At 62.4% G+C, this 15550-nt stretch carries 18 protein-coding genes and 3 tRNA genes; 17 read left to right on the top strand and 4 right to left on the bottom strand.

Translation table 11 applies throughout. From position 1 onward, the window contains the following. Nucleotides 1-99: 99 nt before the first annotated feature. Complete coding sequence (locus FJ946_RS23660) at nucleotides 100-405, top strand: BA14K family protein (protein ID WP_140525532.1); 306 nt, start codon at nucleotides 100-102, stop codon at nucleotides 403-405. Between the two features lie 215 nt (nucleotides 406-620). Further along, complete coding sequence (locus FJ946_RS23655) at nucleotides 621-980, top strand: hypothetical protein (RefSeq protein ID WP_140493579.1); 360 nt, start codon at nucleotides 621-623, stop codon at nucleotides 978-980. Here FJ946_RS23655 and bhcR read toward each other — a convergent pair whose 3' ends face one another. Continuing rightward, complete coding sequence (bhcR, locus tag FJ946_RS23650) at nucleotides 981-1802, bottom strand: HTH-type transcriptional regulator BhcR (RefSeq protein ID WP_140517623.1); 822 nt, start codon at nucleotides 1800-1802, stop codon at nucleotides 981-983. A gap of 214 nt (nucleotides 1803-2016) precedes the next feature. Here bhcR and gcl point away from each other — a divergent pair, with 214 nt between their 5' ends. The 3 genes from gcl to FJ946_RS23630 all read left to right on the top strand — a co-directional run bounded on the left by gcl (nucleotide 2017) and on the right by FJ946_RS23630 (nucleotide 5727). After that, complete coding sequence (gene gcl, locus FJ946_RS23645) at nucleotides 2017-3798, top strand: glyoxylate carboligase (RefSeq protein ID WP_140564609.1); 1782 nt, start codon at nucleotides 2017-2019, stop codon at nucleotides 3796-3798. Between the two features lie 20 nt (nucleotides 3799-3818). Further along, nucleotides 3819-4616, top strand: coding sequence for a hydroxypyruvate isomerase (gene hyi, locus FJ946_RS23640; protein ID WP_140564607.1), 798 nt, complete (start codon nucleotides 3819-3821; stop codon nucleotides 4614-4616). A gap of 223 nt (nucleotides 4617-4839) precedes the next feature. Beyond that, nucleotides 4840-5727 carry a 2-hydroxy-3-oxopropionate reductase gene (locus FJ946_RS23630; RefSeq protein ID WP_140525529.1) on the top strand — a complete coding sequence of 296 codons (888 nt, stop codon included), beginning with the start codon at nucleotides 4840-4842 and terminating at the stop codon, nucleotides 5725-5727. A 71-nt stretch (nucleotides 5728-5798) separates the two neighbouring features. On the opposite strand, the gene FJ946_RS23625 is transcribed toward FJ946_RS23630, so the two are convergent. Beyond that, nucleotides 5799-6644: an RNA methyltransferase gene (locus FJ946_RS23625; RefSeq protein WP_140564605.1), complete on the bottom strand. Its 846-nt coding sequence runs from the start codon at nucleotides 6642-6644 to the stop codon at nucleotides 5799-5801. Nucleotides 6645-6841: 197 nt separating this feature from the next. Here FJ946_RS23625 and FJ946_RS23620 point away from each other — a divergent pair. Together FJ946_RS23620 and FJ946_RS23615 are read left to right on the top strand one after the other, a co-directional pair. Then, nucleotides 6842-6926: transfer RNA gene (locus FJ946_RS23620), tRNA-Tyr, on the top strand. 90 nt (nucleotides 6927-7016) lie between these two features. Next, nucleotides 7017-7090: transfer RNA gene (locus FJ946_RS23615), tRNA-Gly, on the top strand. A gap of 83 nt (nucleotides 7091-7173) precedes the next feature. On the opposite strand, the gene FJ946_RS23610 is transcribed toward FJ946_RS23615, so the two are convergent. Beyond that, complete coding sequence (locus tag FJ946_RS23610) at nucleotides 7174-7632, bottom strand: YidB family protein (RefSeq protein WP_140564603.1); 459 nt, start codon at nucleotides 7630-7632, stop codon at nucleotides 7174-7176. A 129-nt stretch (nucleotides 7633-7761) separates the two neighbouring features. Here FJ946_RS23610 and FJ946_RS23605 point away from each other — a divergent pair, with 129 nt between their 5' ends. Next, a complete protein-coding gene (locus FJ946_RS23605) occupies nucleotides 7762-8019 on the top strand; it encodes a GlsB/YeaQ/YmgE family stress response membrane protein (protein ID WP_140493554.1) in 258 nt (85 codons plus the stop codon). 239 nt (nucleotides 8020-8258) lie between these two features. On the opposite strand, the gene FJ946_RS23600 is transcribed toward FJ946_RS23605, so the two are convergent. Beyond that, the gene (locus FJ946_RS23600) at nucleotides 8259-9146 is read right to left on the bottom strand and encodes a DMT family transporter (protein ID WP_140517617.1); all 888 of its coding nucleotides are present in this window, start codon (nucleotides 9144-9146) and stop codon (nucleotides 8259-8261) included. A gap of 293 nt (nucleotides 9147-9439) precedes the next feature. Between FJ946_RS23600 and tuf the strand changes: the two genes are divergently transcribed. The 9 genes from tuf to rplL all read left to right on the top strand — a co-directional run bounded on the left by tuf (nucleotide 9440) and on the right by rplL (nucleotide 15415). Then, the gene (gene tuf, locus FJ946_RS23595) at nucleotides 9440-10615 is read left to right on the top strand and encodes an elongation factor Tu (protein WP_140515452.1); all 1176 of its coding nucleotides are present in this window, start codon (nucleotides 9440-9442) and stop codon (nucleotides 10613-10615) included. Between the two features lie 206 nt (nucleotides 10616-10821). Further along, nucleotides 10822-11304: a group II truncated hemoglobin gene (locus FJ946_RS23590; protein ID WP_140564602.1), complete on the top strand. Its 483-nt coding sequence runs from the start codon at nucleotides 10822-10824 to the stop codon at nucleotides 11302-11304. Between the two features lie 211 nt (nucleotides 11305-11515). Next, a tRNA-Trp gene (locus FJ946_RS23585) sits at nucleotides 11516-11591 on the top strand. A gap of 399 nt (nucleotides 11592-11990) precedes the next feature. Further along, nucleotides 11991-12194 (top strand): preprotein translocase subunit SecE, encoded by a 204-nt coding sequence (gene secE / locus FJ946_RS23580; RefSeq protein WP_013531408.1) that lies wholly within the window; start codon nucleotides 11991-11993, stop codon nucleotides 12192-12194. A 27-nt stretch (nucleotides 12195-12221) separates the two neighbouring features. Continuing rightward, nucleotides 12222-12749, top strand: coding sequence for a transcription termination/antitermination protein NusG (gene nusG / locus FJ946_RS23575; RefSeq protein WP_140501620.1), 528 nt, complete (start codon nucleotides 12222-12224; stop codon nucleotides 12747-12749). Nucleotides 12750-12924: 175 nt separating this feature from the next. After that, nucleotides 12925-13353: a 50S ribosomal protein L11 gene (gene rplK / locus FJ946_RS23570; protein ID WP_140501622.1), complete on the top strand. Its 429-nt coding sequence runs from the start codon at nucleotides 12925-12927 to the stop codon at nucleotides 13351-13353. Between the two features lie 4 nt (nucleotides 13354-13357). Continuing rightward, nucleotides 13358-14056 (top strand): 50S ribosomal protein L1, encoded by a 699-nt coding sequence (rplA, locus tag FJ946_RS23565; protein WP_140501624.1) that lies wholly within the window; start codon nucleotides 13358-13360, stop codon nucleotides 14054-14056. A gap of 408 nt (nucleotides 14057-14464) precedes the next feature. Next, nucleotides 14465-14983, top strand: a complete 519-nt coding sequence (gene rplJ / locus FJ946_RS23560; RefSeq protein WP_140515456.1) for a 50S ribosomal protein L10 — start codon at nucleotides 14465-14467, stop codon at nucleotides 14981-14983. 54 nt (nucleotides 14984-15037) lie between these two features. Then, nucleotides 15038-15415: a 50S ribosomal protein L7/L12 gene (rplL, locus tag FJ946_RS23555; protein WP_027146630.1), complete on the top strand. Its 378-nt coding sequence runs from the start codon at nucleotides 15038-15040 to the stop codon at nucleotides 15413-15415. The last annotated feature ends 135 nt before the right edge of the window (nucleotides 15416-15550 follow it).

Raw genomic sequence — 15550 nt, 5'->3', positions numbered from 1 at the left:
GTTCACGTTCAAAAAAGATTTGAACCTTTTTCTTGTGCCGAACGACAGATGATCAAGAGGCGGATGAGTCGCCTCTCCAAACGAAGCAAGGAGATCGTCATGTTCAAGCGCGCACTCGTTTCCGGCCTCATCGCCACCGCTGTCGCCGCCACCGCACTGGTCGGCACCGTCCAGCCCTCGGCGGCTCATTCGCATCACCACCACCATGGCATCGGCATCGGCATTGCCGCCGGCGTCGGCGGTTTTGTCCTGGGCAGCCTGCTTGCCCAGCCCCGCACCGTCTACGTCGACGAGGGCGGCGGCTCGTGGCACGTCCGCCGCTGCTTCGATCGCTATTCGAGCTACGATCCGGACTCCGACACCTACATCGGTTACGACGGCTATCGCCATTACTGCCGTCTCTGAGAGGAGGAGCACCGTTCAGCACCAGAAGAGGGGCTCAGGCGAGCCCCTTTTCTACGCTTGGATGGCGGCACACCTGTTGGATTAGCCGACTTTCACGGAGACGCCTGAACCCTCGGTCATCGGCTTTTGTCGATGCGATCGGCAATGTACAGGCATTTCCCGAAGGCCTAATCTGCTGGGCGATAATCTGCGGGCGATATGGGGGAGGGTGATCCTTGGACGAGCAGGACCCGAAAGAGGAACAGGTCGAAATCATTTTCCGCAACGGCACGGTCACGGCCGTTGGCATCCTGCTGGCGTTTTCCCTGGGCTTCATCACGCATTGGGCCGCCAATCCGATCCCGTGGCAGACCTATCATCTCGTCGCCGTGCTGCCGATCCTGGCCGGCATCGCCTTGCAGATGCGGGCATTGTCGCTTCTGCTCGACACAAAGTGCCTGCGGCTGAGCGCCTATGAACGCGCCAACCGCATCTTCATCACCGGCCTCGTCTTCACCGCCTGCGGTGTCGGCATGGCGATCCTGCTCGATTTCTTCGATCTTGCGAGCAGAAGCGCGCTGCCCGGAGCAGGTTGATCATCCGGTTTGCACGCCGCCGATCATCTTTGTGACCTCGGCCGCGGCGCTGTGCACCAGCGGGCCGATCTCGGCCAGCCGTTCAGGCGTCACCCGAACCGTCGGGCCCGACACCGAGACTCCGCCGATCGGCTCGCCGAATTCGTTGAAAATGGCTGATGCCACGCAGCGCATGCCTGGATGCCGTTCCTCGTCATCGACCGACCAGCCGCGCAGCTTGATCGTCGCGAGATCATGCGCGAGGGCAGGGATGTCGGACAGCGTCCTGTCGGTAAAGCGCTGCAGGCCGGCCTTGCGCAGGATGGCTCCGACGCGCTCCGGCTCGAGATGGGCCAGCACCGCCTTGCCGATGCCGGAGGCATGAAAAGGGCTGCGCGTCCCCGGTCGGAAGAAGGCGCGAATTGCCTGGTGCGTCTCGACCTGGCTGACGAACACCACGCAATCGTCCTCGGCGACGCCGAGATTGGCGGTCTCGCCGGTTTTCTCCATCAGCTCCTGCATGACGATGCGCGCGCGGTCGACCAGCTTGCGGCGGCGCAGGAACGCCGCGCCCATCCGATAGGTCTCGACGCCGATCGACCAAAGCTGGTCCGAACTGTCGAACTCGACCATGCCGTGGTTTTCGAGCGTCGTCAGCATGCGGTAGGCGGTAGAGGCGGCCAGACCGCTTTGCGCGGATATCTCGCTCAGCGATAGGCCGCTGCCTTCGGCAACGATGGCCAGGATGCGCAAGGCCCGGTCCAACGACTGCACCGAAGCCGCTTCCGAGGGGCCGTTGAAGGCGCGCGGCCGGCCGCGCTGGCGTTTTTCAGCGGTTTCCATTTACGCCATCATGCACGATTTTCCCGAACGGACAATGAAAAAGTTTTTCACGCGTTCTGCATTGCCACTTTTTGGAAAACAAAAAGAGAAAGGAAATCAATTGGCAACGGCAGCTTCCTAGAAATGAAAAAATATTCTGAAAAAATTGAAAAATAGCCGGCTTGCTGACATTCTCGGTCATCCAACAATCACAACCCTGTGGAGGGTCGGAACAATGGCCAGGATGCGCGCTGTCGATGCTGCGGTTCTCGTTCTCGAAAAGGAAGGCATCGCCTGCGCCTTCGGTGTGCCGGGCGCGGCGATCAATCCGCTCTACTCGGCCCTGAAGGCGAGGGGCACGATCCGCCATGTGCTGGCCCGTCATGTCGAGGGCGCGTCGCACATGGCCGAAGGTTTTACCAGGGCCAAGGCAGGCAATATCGGGCTCTGCATCGGCACGTCTGGCCCAGCCGGCACCGACATGATCACCGGGCTCTACTCGGCCGCAGCCGATTCCATCCCGATCCTCTGCATCACCGGCCAGGCGCCGCGGGCGCGGCTGAACAAGGAGGATTTCCAGGCCGTCGACATCGCCGCTATCGCGTCGCCCGTCGCCAAATGGGCGGTCACCGTCATGGAGCCTTATCTCGTGCCGATGGCGCTGCAGAAGGCATTCCACCTGATGAGGTCTTCGCGCCCGGGACCGGTGCTGATCGACCTGCCGGTCGACGTCCAATTGGCCGAGATCGAGTTCGACATCGACGCCTACGAGCCGCTGGCGCCGTTCAAGCCGGCGATGACGCGCGCCCAGGCCGAAAAGGCTCTGGCGATGCTCAACGCCGCCGAAAAGCCGCTGATCGTCGCCGGCGGCGGCATCATCAATGCCGATGCGTCGGACCTGCTGATAGAATTCGCCGAGATTACCGGCGTGCCCGTCATCCCGACGCTGATGGGCTGGGGCGCGATCCCCGACGACCATCGGCTGATGGCCGGCATGTGCGGCCTGCAGACCTCGCACCGCTATGGCAACGCGACGATGCTGGAAGCCGACTTCGTCTTCGGCATCGGCAACCGCTGGGCCAACCGCCACACCGGTTCGGTCGATGTCTACACCAAGGGAAAAAAGTTCATCCATGTCGACATCGAGCCGACGCAGATCGGCCGTGTGTTCGCCCCGGATCTCGGCGTCGTCTCGGATGCGGGGGCTGCGCTGAAGATGCTGCTCGACGTCGCCACCGAGTGGAAAACGGCCGGAATACTGCGCGACTGGTCGGGCTGGGCGAAGGAATGCCAGGACCGCAAGAAGACCATGAAGCGCAAGACGCATTTCGACCAGGTGCCGCTCAAGCCGCAGCGCGTCTATGAGGAGATGAACAAGGCGTTCGGGCGCGACGTCACCTACGTCACCACGATCGGCCTGTCGCAGATCGCCGGCGCGCAGTTCCTGCATGTCTACAAGCCCCGCAACTGGATCAATTGCGGCCAGGCCGGCCCGCTCGGCTGGACACTGCCGGCAGCCCTTGGCGTGCGCGCCGCCGATCCCGACCGCACCATCGTGGCGCTGTCGGGCGACTATGACTTCCAGTTCATGATCGAGGAACTGGCGGTCGGCGCGCAGCACAAACTGCCCTACATCCACGTCGTCGTGAACAATGCCTATCTCGGCCTGATCCGCCAGGCGCAGCGCGGCTTCTCGATGGATTACGAGGTCAGCCTTGCTTTCGAGAACATCAACCGATCGGACGATCCCGAGGCCGGCTACGGCGTCGACCACGTCGCTGTTGCCGAGGCGATGGGCTGCAAGGCGGTCAGGGTGCGCAAACCGGAAGAATTCGCCGGTGCCTTCATGGAGGCGCAGCGGCTGATGAAGGAGCATCAGGTTCCCGTAGTGCTCGAATTCATCCTCGAACGCGTCACCAATATTTCGATGGGCACCGAGATCGACAAGATCACCGAATTCGAAGACCTTGCCGAACATCAAGAGGATGCCCCGACAGCGATCGTCATGCTCGACTAGGACGGAAGAAGGACAAAAAAATGCCGCGTTTTTCAGCCAATCTTTCGATGCTCTTTGGCGAGCATGACTTCCTCGAACGTTTTGACGCAGCTGCCCGCGCGGGCTTCAAAGGCGTCGAATATATAGGCCCCTACGACCATGCCCCCGAGGTGGTGGCCGCGCGGCTGAAGAAGAACGGCCTGACACAGGTGCTGTTCAACCTGCCGGCGGGCGATTGGGGCAAGGGCGAGCGCGGTATCGCCGTTTTGCCGGACCGAGTGCCGGAATTCCGCCAGGGCATCGCCAAGGCGATCACCTACGCGCAGGCGCTCGGCTGCTCACAGGTCAATTGCCTGGCCGGCATCGCGCCCGCCGGTGTCGACCGCAAGGTGCTCGAGGATGTCTTTGCCGAGAACCTCGCCTTCGCGGCGGAGAAACTGGAGCAGGCCGGTATCAAATTGCTGATCGAGCCGATCAACACGCGCGACATTCCAGGCTTCTTCCTCAATTATTCCGACCAGGCGCTGGCGCTGATCGACCGCGTCGGCTCGAAGAACCTGTTCCTGCAATACGACATCTACCACATGCAGATCATGGAGGGGGATCTCGCCCGTACCATCGAGGCAAACCTCGGCCGCATCGCGCATATCCAGCTTGCGGACAATCCCGGCCGTCACGAGCCGGGGACGGGCGAGATCAACTATCCCTTCCTGTACGAGCATATCGACCGCATTGGTTATTCCGGCTGGGTCGGCGCGGAATACAAGCCGAAGGCCGGAACTGAGCAAGGGTTGGGGTGGTTCCGGGAACTGGCCGGGCAGGGAAGCGCGGCGGCTTAGCTGTCGAAATCGAACTCGCGTTCCTTCACGCCCTCCTCTGGCCTGTCGGCCATCTCCCCCACCAAGGGCGGAGGTTGGATGTCACCGGCGGCTTCGCTAAATTTTGAACCGGGAAAGTTGGGGCCAGCGCCGAAACTGCCAATCTCCCCACCTGTGGGGGAGATGGCCGGCAGGCCAGAGGGGGGCGTGAAGGAACGCAACCTCAACAAGACGGAGAACCACAATGGAAACCATCGGCTTCATCGGCCTTGGCATCATGGGCGCGCCGATGGCGGGACATTTGCTGGACGCCGGCTACACGGTGATCGCCAGCGACCACCGCTCCAGGCCACAGGCCGAACTGGTGGCCAAGGGACTGAAAACTGTCACCGGCCATGCCGCCGTGGCGAAGGCCGCCGATATCATCATCACCATGGTGCCCGACACACCGCAGGTGGCCGAGGTGCTGTTCGGCGACAACGGCGTCGCATCAGGTCTTTCCAAAGGCAAATTGGCCATCGACATGAGCTCGATCTCACCGATCGAGACCAAGGTCTTCGCCAAAAAAATCAACGAACTGGGCTGCGACTATCTCGATGCGCCGGTCTCGGGCGGCGAGGTGGGAGCCAAGGCCGCATCGCTGACCATCATGGTCGGCGGCGAGGAGAAGGCCTTCGAGCGCGCCAGGCCCGTTTTCGAGAAGATGGGCAAGAACATCACCCTGGTCGGACCGAACGGCGTCGGCCAGACCACCAAGGTCGCCAACCAGATCGTCGTCGCGCTGACCATTGAAGCCGTCGCCGAAGCGCTTGTTTTTGCTTCGAAAGCCGGCGCCGACCCCGCCAAGGTCAGGCAGGCGCTGATGGGCGGGTTGGCCGCCTCGCGCATCCTCGAAGTCCATGGTGAGCGCATGGTCAGGCGCACCTTCGCGCCGGGTTTCCGCATCGAACTGCACCAGAAGGATCTCAACCTTGCGCTGGAAGGGGCAAGGGCGCTCGGCGTCTCCCTGCCCAACACGTCGACCACCCAGCAACTGTTCAACTCCTGCGCCGCCAATGGCGGCGCCAAGGAGGATCACTCGGCCCTGGTCAGGGCGCTGGAGCGGATGGCCGGGCATGAGGTAGGGCAGTAGGGGCAGTAGGGCAGTGGGAGCCGCCCGTTCCGGGCGGATTGGAAACCCTACTGCCTTATTGCCGTACTGCCCTACTGCCTCAGGAATTTCCGTGCCGCATAAAGGCTTACCGCCGCCGCGTTCGACACGTTGAGCGAGCGGATCGCGCCGGGCATGTCGAGGCGGGCCAGTGTCGTCACCGTCTCGCGCGTCTTCTGGCGCAAGCCCTTGCCTTCCGCGCCCAGCACCAGGGCAAGCTTGTCGCCGGCAAAGCTCGTTTCGAGTTCGGCCGGGCCGTCCGAATCGAGACCGATTGTCTGGAAGCCGGCCTCGTGCAGTTGCGCGAGCGCGTCGGCCAGGTTCTTGACCTCGATCTGGTCGATATGTTCGAGCGCGCCCGAGGCTGATTTCGCCAGCACGCCCGATTCCTGCGGGCTGTGGCGCGCCGTGGTGATCAGCGCGCCGGCATCGAAGGCGACCGCCGAGCGCAGGATGGCGCCGACATTGTGCGGATCGGTGATCTGGTCGAGCACCAGCACCAGCTTTGTATCGCCGAGAGCGTCGAGTCGCTTGGGCTTCAGCGGCTCGGCCTCGATCAACGCGCCTTGGTGCACGGCATCCGAACCCGTGATCTTGTCGATGTCCCTGGGTTCGACCAGTTCCGCCTTGAAGGGAAGAGCCGCGAGGTCGGCCAGTCCCAGCCGCTCGGCGGCATTGCGCGTCACCAGCATTTTCCGGATCTTGCGGCGCGGATTGTCGAGTGCCGCGCGCACCGTATGCAGGCCATAGAGCCGCACCAGCCCGTGGGCTGCGTTCTCGCCCGGCGGCATGGGCTGGCGCGGCCGGAACGCCGGCGCGCCGCCGCTCTTTTCGTCGCGGTGTGCACGACGCAGCTTGGCGTAGTGGGTGTCTTTCGGGGTGCCGGTCTTGTTGCTCATGGCCGGCTTCTATAGCGGTCTCCGGCGGCCAGGGATATGGCCCGTCGCCGCAGCCGGCGAACAACATCGAAAAACCCTTCCCACGCGGTTGACACCCACTGACCTTGCCGCCATAAGGCGCTTCGCTGATTTCGGAGAAGTGATACTCGGGTCCGGATCGGCAAGAATGCCTCGTTGCATGGCTCCGGCGGCAGACTGGAGAGGTGCCCGAGTGGTTAAAGGGGACGGACTGTAAATCCGTTGGCTTAGCCTACGTTGGTTCGAATCCAACCCTCTCCACCACTGCCGGCCCGGAAGCCCTGAAACGTGAAAGCATCGGAGGCGAAAAGCGCATGGCGCTTCTCCTTGGAATCCGGTACTTCAGTGCACGGCGCGGGTATAGCTCAGTGGTAGAGCAGCAGCCTTCCAAGCTGAATATGCGGGTTCGATTCCCGCTACCCGCTCCAGATTTCCAACCCACGCCATCGGCAAGCTGAAACACTGCGCGGCCAGGTCGCGCAGCGCTCCAGAGGATGGCTGTCCACTGGCTTCAGCTGTTGAAGGCCGACGCGACCTGATGTTGCTGCGGCACCTGGCCGTTCGGCGTCAGCTTGTCGACGATGCCAGGCAAGGCTGCGGACAATTGCTTGAGCAGTTCCTGCTCGTCGAGCCCCGTCCGTTGCGCGATCTCGTGGATGACCTGCGGTCCGATCGCGTTGCCCAGGTCGTTGGCGTTGATCGGTTGGTTCTGGCCGGTGCCGACCCAGGAATCGGCGACGTTGCCGTGGCCGGAGTTCTTCAATTTGTCGAGCAGGCCGCCCAGTCCGCCAAGCAGGCCGCCATCGCCGGCCGTGGTTTCACCGGACTCGGCCGGTACGGGAGCTTGGGGTTGCTCCGGCTGTTCGGCACTCCTGCCGCTGAGCATCTTTCCGACCAGCAGCGCGCCAAGCGCGATCATCAGGGGTTTGGTGATGTTGCCGCCCGGAACGGCATTGTCAAACAGTCCCATCTTGGATCTCCTTGTCAACCAAGCCCGTCCCATCCTCACAATGACGCAATCGGGCGGAATTTCAAGCTGGCTTGAGCTTTTGACAATCATATGAAAATGATGGACGCGGCAGGGGATTGGAGAGGAAAAATGTCAATCATCAGCTGGATTATTCTGGGAGTCATCGCCGGCTTTCTTGGCAGCAAGATCGTCAACAAGAGCGGCCAGGGCATGATCATGGATATCGTGCTCGGCATTGTCGGCGCCATTGTCGGCGGCCTGATCTTCAGCGCTTTCGGCGCGTCGGGCGTGACCGGTCTCAACATATACAGCCTGATCGTCGCGGTGGTGGGCGCCGTGGTCGTGTTATGGGCTTACCACCAGTTCGCCGGCAAGCGGACTATTTAGCACCAGTCCCATTCCGAAGGTTCGGGATGGGATTTTATCCGTTCGCTTGTCCATGACCTTTCCCGAAACCGGATCCCGCCTTTCGGGTCATGCGCCCTCGTCTGTCCATCATCGGCGGTGTTTGCCACCGCGGAGCGCCGTCTGGCGCGTCCTATCTGACCCTCTTGAGGATCTCGCGGGCAGCGTGTTGAGCTTTGCGGCGAGACCCCCGGCGATAATCGGCCGCAACTGGAGCCGACTTAGGCCACGACAGTCAGCCGGCGCTTGCGCTGGTCGAGCGAGACGATGGCCAATCCGCTACCGACAACCAGAAGGATGCCGCAAATCGCCAGCGCGTTTGGGAATTGTCCGAACACCAGCAGGCCCGAAATCATCGCCCAGACGGTGAAGCAGTAGTAGAACGGCGCCACTGCGCTGGTCGGCCCGACGCGATAGGCCATGAAGATGAAGAAATGGCCGAAGATCAGGAAAAACCCGGCTCCGGCCATGAGCAGCAAATGATGTGCTCCGGGCATGATCCAGCGCTCTGAAACCAGGTGTGCCGCACCGGCGCCGATCAGCACCACGACGACGGCGGAGATCGCCACGATCATTCCCGGCACCTCGGCCGGAACCCGCCTGCCGGTGAGATCGCGCGCGGCCGACAATGCCGCATTGCCAAGCGCCAGCAAGGCGTAGACCGAGATGCCCTGCATGGTCGGTTGCGCCACCATCAGCGCGCCGATGAAGCCGAGACCGATCAGCGCCATGCGCTGGCCGCCGATCCGCTCGCCGAACAGGATGGAGGAGCCGACCAGCATCAAGAGCGGCGTGACCTGTCCGAGGGCGGTGGAATCGGCGATCTGCATGTTGGCGAGCGCCACGACGTAACAAAGGATGGCGGCCAGTTCGAGCAGGTTGCGGTGCAGCACGCGCTTGTCGAAGATCAGCGGGATCTGTTTGCCATAACCAAGCGCAAACAGCAGCGGAAAGCCCCAGAGCGCTGCCGCCGCGCCGCGCAGGAACAGCACTTCATAGGACGGCAGGCCCGCCGTGGCGAGCTTCATCATCGTATCGTTGACGAGATACGACCCGGTCGAGACGATCATGAACAGAGGGCCGCGAACGGCTGTCGGGATGAAATGCATCGGTGCAGGAAATCAGAGCGGGAACACCGCCGCAATGGGCCATGAAGCGCCGACAAATCCGACAGCGACCGACGAGCGGGGCGCGGGAGGCCGGCGCGATTGCGCAGGGGTTTAGGCCATTCCATTTCACGCGACACGTTCCTATATCAGCGCCATATCCCCGCAATCGGATCACGGGTTCGGGCCGAGTGAGAAGGCGCCCGGGCAAAAGACGCTTGTGTTTTTTGGCCTTTGTCGCTAATCGCCCCGCATTCGACTGAACTGAAGGTCCAGGCCGTCCAAGGAAAGAGACTATGGCAAAAGGTAAATTCGAGCGCACCAAGCCGCATGTGAACATCGGCACGATTGGCCACGTTGATCATGGCAAGACGTCTTTGACGGCAGCGATCACCAAGTATTTTGGCGAATACAAGCGCTATGACCAGATTGACGCGGCGCCGGAAGAGAAGGCGCGCGGCATCACGATTTCGACGGCTCACGTTGAGTACGAGACGGAGAACCGCCACTACGCCCATGTCGACTGCCCCGGCCACGCCGACTATGTGAAGAACATGATCACCGGTGCCGCGCAGATGGACGGCGCGATCCTGGTTGTGTCGGCCGCCGACGGCCCGATGCCGCAGACCCGCGAGCACATCCTTTTGGCCCGCCAGGTCGGCGTGCCGTCGATCGTGGTGTTCTTGAACAAGGTCGACCAGGTCGACGACGCCGAGCTGCTTGAGCTGGTCGAGCTCGAGGTTCGCGAATTGCTGACCAAGAACGAGTTCCCCGGCGACGACATTCCGATCGTCAAGGGTTCGGCGCTGGCGGCTCTGGAAGATTCGGACAAGAAGATCGGCGAGGACGCGATCCGCGAGCTGATGGCTCAGGTCGACGCCTACATCCCGACGCCGGTCCGCCCGCTCGACAAGCCGTTCCTGATGCCGATCGAAGACGTGTTCTCGATCTCGGGCCGCGGCACGGTCGTGACCGGTCGCGTCGAGCGCGGCGTGGTCAAGGTCGGCGAGGAGCTGGAGATCATCGGCATCCGTCCGACCACCAAGACGACCTGCACGGGCGTCGAGATGTTCCGCAAGCTGCTCGACCAGGGCCAGGCGGGCGACAACATCGGCGCGCTGCTGCGCGGCGTCGACCGTGAAGGTGTCGAGCGCGGCCAGGTTCTGGCCAAGCCCGGTTCGGTGAAGCCGCACAAGAAGTTCGTGGCCGAAGCCTACATCCTGACCAAGGACGAGGGCGGCCGTCACACGCCGTTCTTCACCAACTACCGTCCGCAGTTCTACTTCCGCACGACCGACGTGACCGGCATCGTGTCGCTGCCGGCCGGCACCGAGATGGTGATGCCTGGCGACAACATCACGGTCGATGTCGAGCTGATCGTGCCGATCGCCATGGAAGAGAAGCTGCGCTTCGCCATCCGTGAAGGCGGCCGCACCGTCGGTGCCGGCATCGTCGTCACCATCAAAGAGTAATCGACACCGGCATCAGCCGGATCGAGAAGGAAGGGCGGTCCTCGGGCCGCCCTTTTTGTCGGCGACCGAAGGTCAGCCGTTGGCATGCCGGGGCCGACACGCGGTCGAACGGTAGCCGCGTCATCGAACTGGCCATCGAGGCAGGTTGAGGCTTGCTCGATTTTTCCGCTATCGTCGCTGCAGGCGGCGCTGGGCGGAGGTCAAGTATGAGCCAGGATGTTCCGACACTGTACGAATGGGCCGGCGGCAGCGAAGCGCTCAACCGGCTGACGCAGACCTTCTATGACAAGGTGGCGCAGGATCCGGTCGTCGGGCCGGTGTTCAAGCATATGTCGCCCGACCATCCCGCCCATGTCGCGGCCTTTATCGGCGAGGTTTTCGGCGGGCCGAAAACCTACAGCGAAAAATTCGGCGGCCACCGCGAGATGGTGATGCATCACCTGGGCAAGCATTTGACGGAGGAGCAGCGCCGCCGCTGGATCAACCTGCTGGCCGATGCCGCGGATGCCGTCGGGCTGCCTGACGATCCGGAGTTCCGTTCCGCCTTCATGGGCTATGTCGAGTGGGGATCGCGGCTCGCCAGGATGAATTCCAATCTCGGCGAAACGTGCGACCCGGAGACCGAGCCGATGCCGGCCTGGGGCTGGGGCGTGCCCGGCGGGCCTTACCGGGTCCCGGACACCAAATAGCGTCCAACGGATACACGGGCCGGCAGGCAAGATCTCCGCGAACAGCATGCCGGCGCACTCGAGCATGAAACCGGAGATCGATGGCGGCGGGCTGGTCGTCGACCATCCCGATTTCCGGGAAAGGGGATGAAGGCGCGTTTGCTTGCAAACCGCTCTTTACAGAGCGCGCGGAAGCTTTTAGGAAGCCCCTGCTGCGCCGAGGCGCACGTGTACGGGCATAGCTCAGTTGGTAGAGCGGCGGTCTCCAAAACCGCAGGTCGTAGGTTCGAGCCCTGCTGCCCGTGCCATTTCAAGAAATGGCACGTCAAACAAAAACTCAGCCATTTCCTAAATGGCCGTCAGAAACGATATTTCTGCGGGCCGCCCTTTGAAAATCGACGACCGGCTTGCCATATTAAGCTGATTGAGGCATAAGGGCGCCATAGCCGGGACGGAACGACTGGATGGTTCCGAGGCGGTGTTTGGTCATAAAGCGGACACTTGCCACTTGCGTGGATCAAGAATCGGTTTTATGTAGACGAAACAGACACGCGACGCGTGGAGCTGGGAAGCCGGCTTTACGCGTCTGATTTGCATGGGCGAAATGATTGCGCTGATTCGGCGCGAAAATGGACCCAGGCGGCACGTCCCGGCCAGCGGGATCATCCAGGAGACCCGGCCAACGGGTCTTGAAGACAGAGCGGCATATGGCTTCGAAAACCACAAATCCTTTCGTCTTTCTCCAGCAGGTTCGCGCGGAGACCGCCAAGGTGACTTGGCCGTCGCGACGCGAAACGATGATCTCGACAGTGATGGTTCTGGCTTTCGCTGTGATCGCGATGATCTTTTTCTTCACCGCCGATCAGCTCATGGGCCTCGCGGTCGAACAGATTCTGGGCATTGGACGCTAAGTCCGGCGATTACGGAGAAGTCGTGAAATGACTACGCGCTGGTACATCGTCCACGCCTATTCGAACTTTGAGAAGAAGGTCGCCGAGGACATCGAGAACAAGGCCAAGCAGAAGGGCCTGTCCGCCGATATCGAGCAGATCGTCGTGCCGACCGAGAAGGTCGTCGAGGTTCGTCGCGGCCGCAAGGTCGACGCCGAGCGCAAGTTCTTTCCGGGCTATGTGCTCCTGAAGGCCAACTTGACCGACGCCGTGTTCTCTCTGGTCAAGAACACGCCGAAGGTGACCGGGTTTTTGGGCGACTCCAAGCCGGTGCCGATCACCGAGGCCGAGGCGCAGCGCATCCTGAACCAGGTGCAGGAAGGCGTCGAGCGGCCGAAGCCCTCGGTTACTTTCGAGATCGGCGAGGCGATCCGCGTCTCGGATGGCCCCTTCGCGTCCTTCAACGGCTTCGTCCAGGAAGTCGACGAGGAGCGGGCGCGGCTCAAGGTGGAAGTTTCGATCTTCGGGCGCGCCGTGCCTGTCGATCTGGAATTCGGGCAAGTCGAAAAAGGCTGATCCGAAATCCCTGGCGCCGTTCCGGTGGTCAGGGGAGGCGGCGCGGCAACGCGCGGCCTGAGAACGGTGGGAGGCGAATGCGGCTTTAGCCGGCCGCAGGAACCGCACCACCAGACTGCAACAGCCGGTGTTTTCCCAGATCGAGGGGCCGGCATAGACAAAGGCAGGAATAGAGATGGCTAAGAAAATTGCAGGCCAGCTCAAGCTCCAGGTTGCCGCGGGCTCGGCTACGCCGTCGCCCCCGATCGGCCCGGCGCTTGGTCAGCGCGGCATCAACATCATGGAGTTCTGCAAGGCGTTCAACGCGCAGACCCAGGAAATGGAAAAGGGATCGCCGATTCCGGTCGTCATCACCTACTACCAGGACAAGTCGTTCACCTTCGTCATGAAGACGCCGCCGGTGAGCTACTTCCTGAAGAAGGCCGCGAACCTGAAGTCGGGCTCCAAGGAGCCGGGCAAGGTCAAGGCCGGCACGATCGGCCGCGACAAGGTGCGCGCCATCGCCGAGCAGAAGATGAAGGATCTGAACGCAAACGACGTCGAGGCGGCCATGCGCATGGTCGAGGGCTCCGCCCGCTCGATGGGTCTGGAAGTGGTGGGCTGAGATCATGGCAAAGATTGCAAAGCGTGTATCGAAGACCCGCGAAGGCATCGATCCCAACAAGGCTTATACCTTGGGTGACGCGCTGAAGCTGCTCAAGGATCGCTCCACGGTCAAGTTCGACGAGACGATCGAAGTCGCGATGAATCTCGGCGTTGATCCTCGCCATGCCGACCAGATGGTCCGCGGCGTGGTCAACCTGCCGAACGGCACCGGCCGCTCGGTCCGCGTCGCCGTGTTCGCCCGTGGCGACAAGGCCGAGGAAGCCAAGGCCGCTGGCGCCGACATCGTCGGCGCGGAGGACCTGGTCGACATCGTCCAGAAGGGCACGATCGATTTCGATCGCTGCATCGCCACGCCGGACATGATGCCGCTCGTCGGCCGTCTGGGCAAGGTGCTCGGCCCGCGCGGCATGATGCCGAACCCGAAGGTCGGTACCGTCACCACCGACGTCGCGGCCGCCGTCAAGGCATCGAAGGGCGGCGCTGTGGAGTTCCGCGTCGAGAAGGCCGGCATCGTTCACGCCGGCGTCGGCAAGGTCTCGTTCGACGTCAAGGCGCTGGAAGAAAACGTCCGCGCCTTCGCCGATGCGGTGACCAAGGCAAAGCCGGCTGGTGCCAAGGGCAACTACGTCAAGAAGGTGTCCGTCACCTCGACGATGGGCCCGGGCCTCAAGCTCGACGTCTCGACGCTCGCGGCGTCCTGATTAACCGTTTGGATCGGCCGCTGAACGGGCCGATCCGTAAGTGAATTCCGGGCCTGGATCGTTCTGGGCCCGGTACCGGGAGCCGAAAGGTTTCCGGACATCCTGTCCGAGATTGCAGGCGGCCCGGCCTTGATTGAAAAGGGGGGGCCTTAATTCATGTGGGCCTGCATGAGACGGGTGAAGACCCGACAAAGGAGCAAGCGCTCCAATGAAAGGTTCGAACCGTGTTTGCCTTTTGTCTGCGCATCGTCCGGCTTGCCGGCGGTGTGGCGAAAGGGGGCAGGATCCTCGAGCGCTGTTCGGGAGATCCGTTACTGGATGGCCCGGCCGGCAAAAGGCAACCCGACGCCTGTCCTCGTGAATGGGAATGTTCCCGTTAGCAGGGTGGGGGTCAACTGGAGATAGGCAGTGGACAGAGCGGAAAAACGCGAACTCGTCACGGGCCTGAACGATGCGTTCTCGAACGCGGGTTCAGTGGTCGTGGCCCACTATGCCGGTATCACCGTCGCGCAAATGAACGACCTCCGGTCGAAAATGCGCGCTGCCGGTGGCACCGTTAAAGTCGCGAAGAACCGTCTCGCCAAAATCGCTCTTCAGGGCACGGACTCCGCATCGATCATCGATCTGTTCAAGGGACAGACGCTGGTCGCCTATTCGGAGGATCCGATTGCGGCGCCGAAGGTCGCGTCCGATTTCGCCAAGGGGAATGACAAGCTGGTCATTCTCGGCGGCGCAATGGGCACCACCTCGCTTAACGCCGACGGTGTGAAGGCACTCGCCACACTCCCGTCGCTCGACGAGCTGCGCGCCAGGCTGGTTGGCATGATCGCCACGCCGGCAACCCGGATCGCCCAGATCGTCAATGCGCCCGCGGCTTCGGTCGCGCGTGTCATCGGCGCTTACGCCCGGAAGGACGAGGCGGCATGAGGCCGTTCCTCGCTATCACAAACACACGTTCGAACCTTATGAAGGAATACAACAATGGCTGATCTCGCAAAGATCGTAGACGACCTTTCGAAGCTGACCGTCCTCGAGGCGGCTGAGCTGTCGAAGCTTCTGGAAGAAAAGTGGGGCGTTTCGGCTGCTGCTCCGGTGGCTGTTGCCGCTGCCGGCGGCGCTGCCGCTGCCGCTGCTCCGGTCGAGGAAAAGACGGAATTCGACGTCGTCCTCACCGATGCCGGCGCTCAGAAGATCAACGTCATCAAGGAAGTCCGCGCCATCACCGGCCTTGGCCTCAAGGAAGCCAAGGACCTGGTCGAAGCGGCTCCGAAGCCGGTCAAGGAAGCCGTTTCCAAGGCCGACGCCGACAAGTTCAAGGCCCAGCTGGAAGCAGCCGGCGCCAAGGTCGAGCTGAAGTAAGCGTAACAATCGGCGGACGGTCTCGCGCCGTCCGCCACTCCCTCGGGCGACCTGGGGAGGCTGCGTAGCGCGAGATGCACGAAAACCTCTTTCCTGAGGGCCGAAAACCGGCCCTCAGGAAACGGGTTTTCTCCC

Origin of the sequence: Mesorhizobium sp. B2-4-7 (assembly GCF_006442685.1) — a bacterium.
Lineage (GTDB): Bacteria > Pseudomonadota > Alphaproteobacteria > Rhizobiales > Rhizobiaceae > Mesorhizobium.
This window is presented reverse-complemented; position numbering and strand designations above follow the sequence as displayed.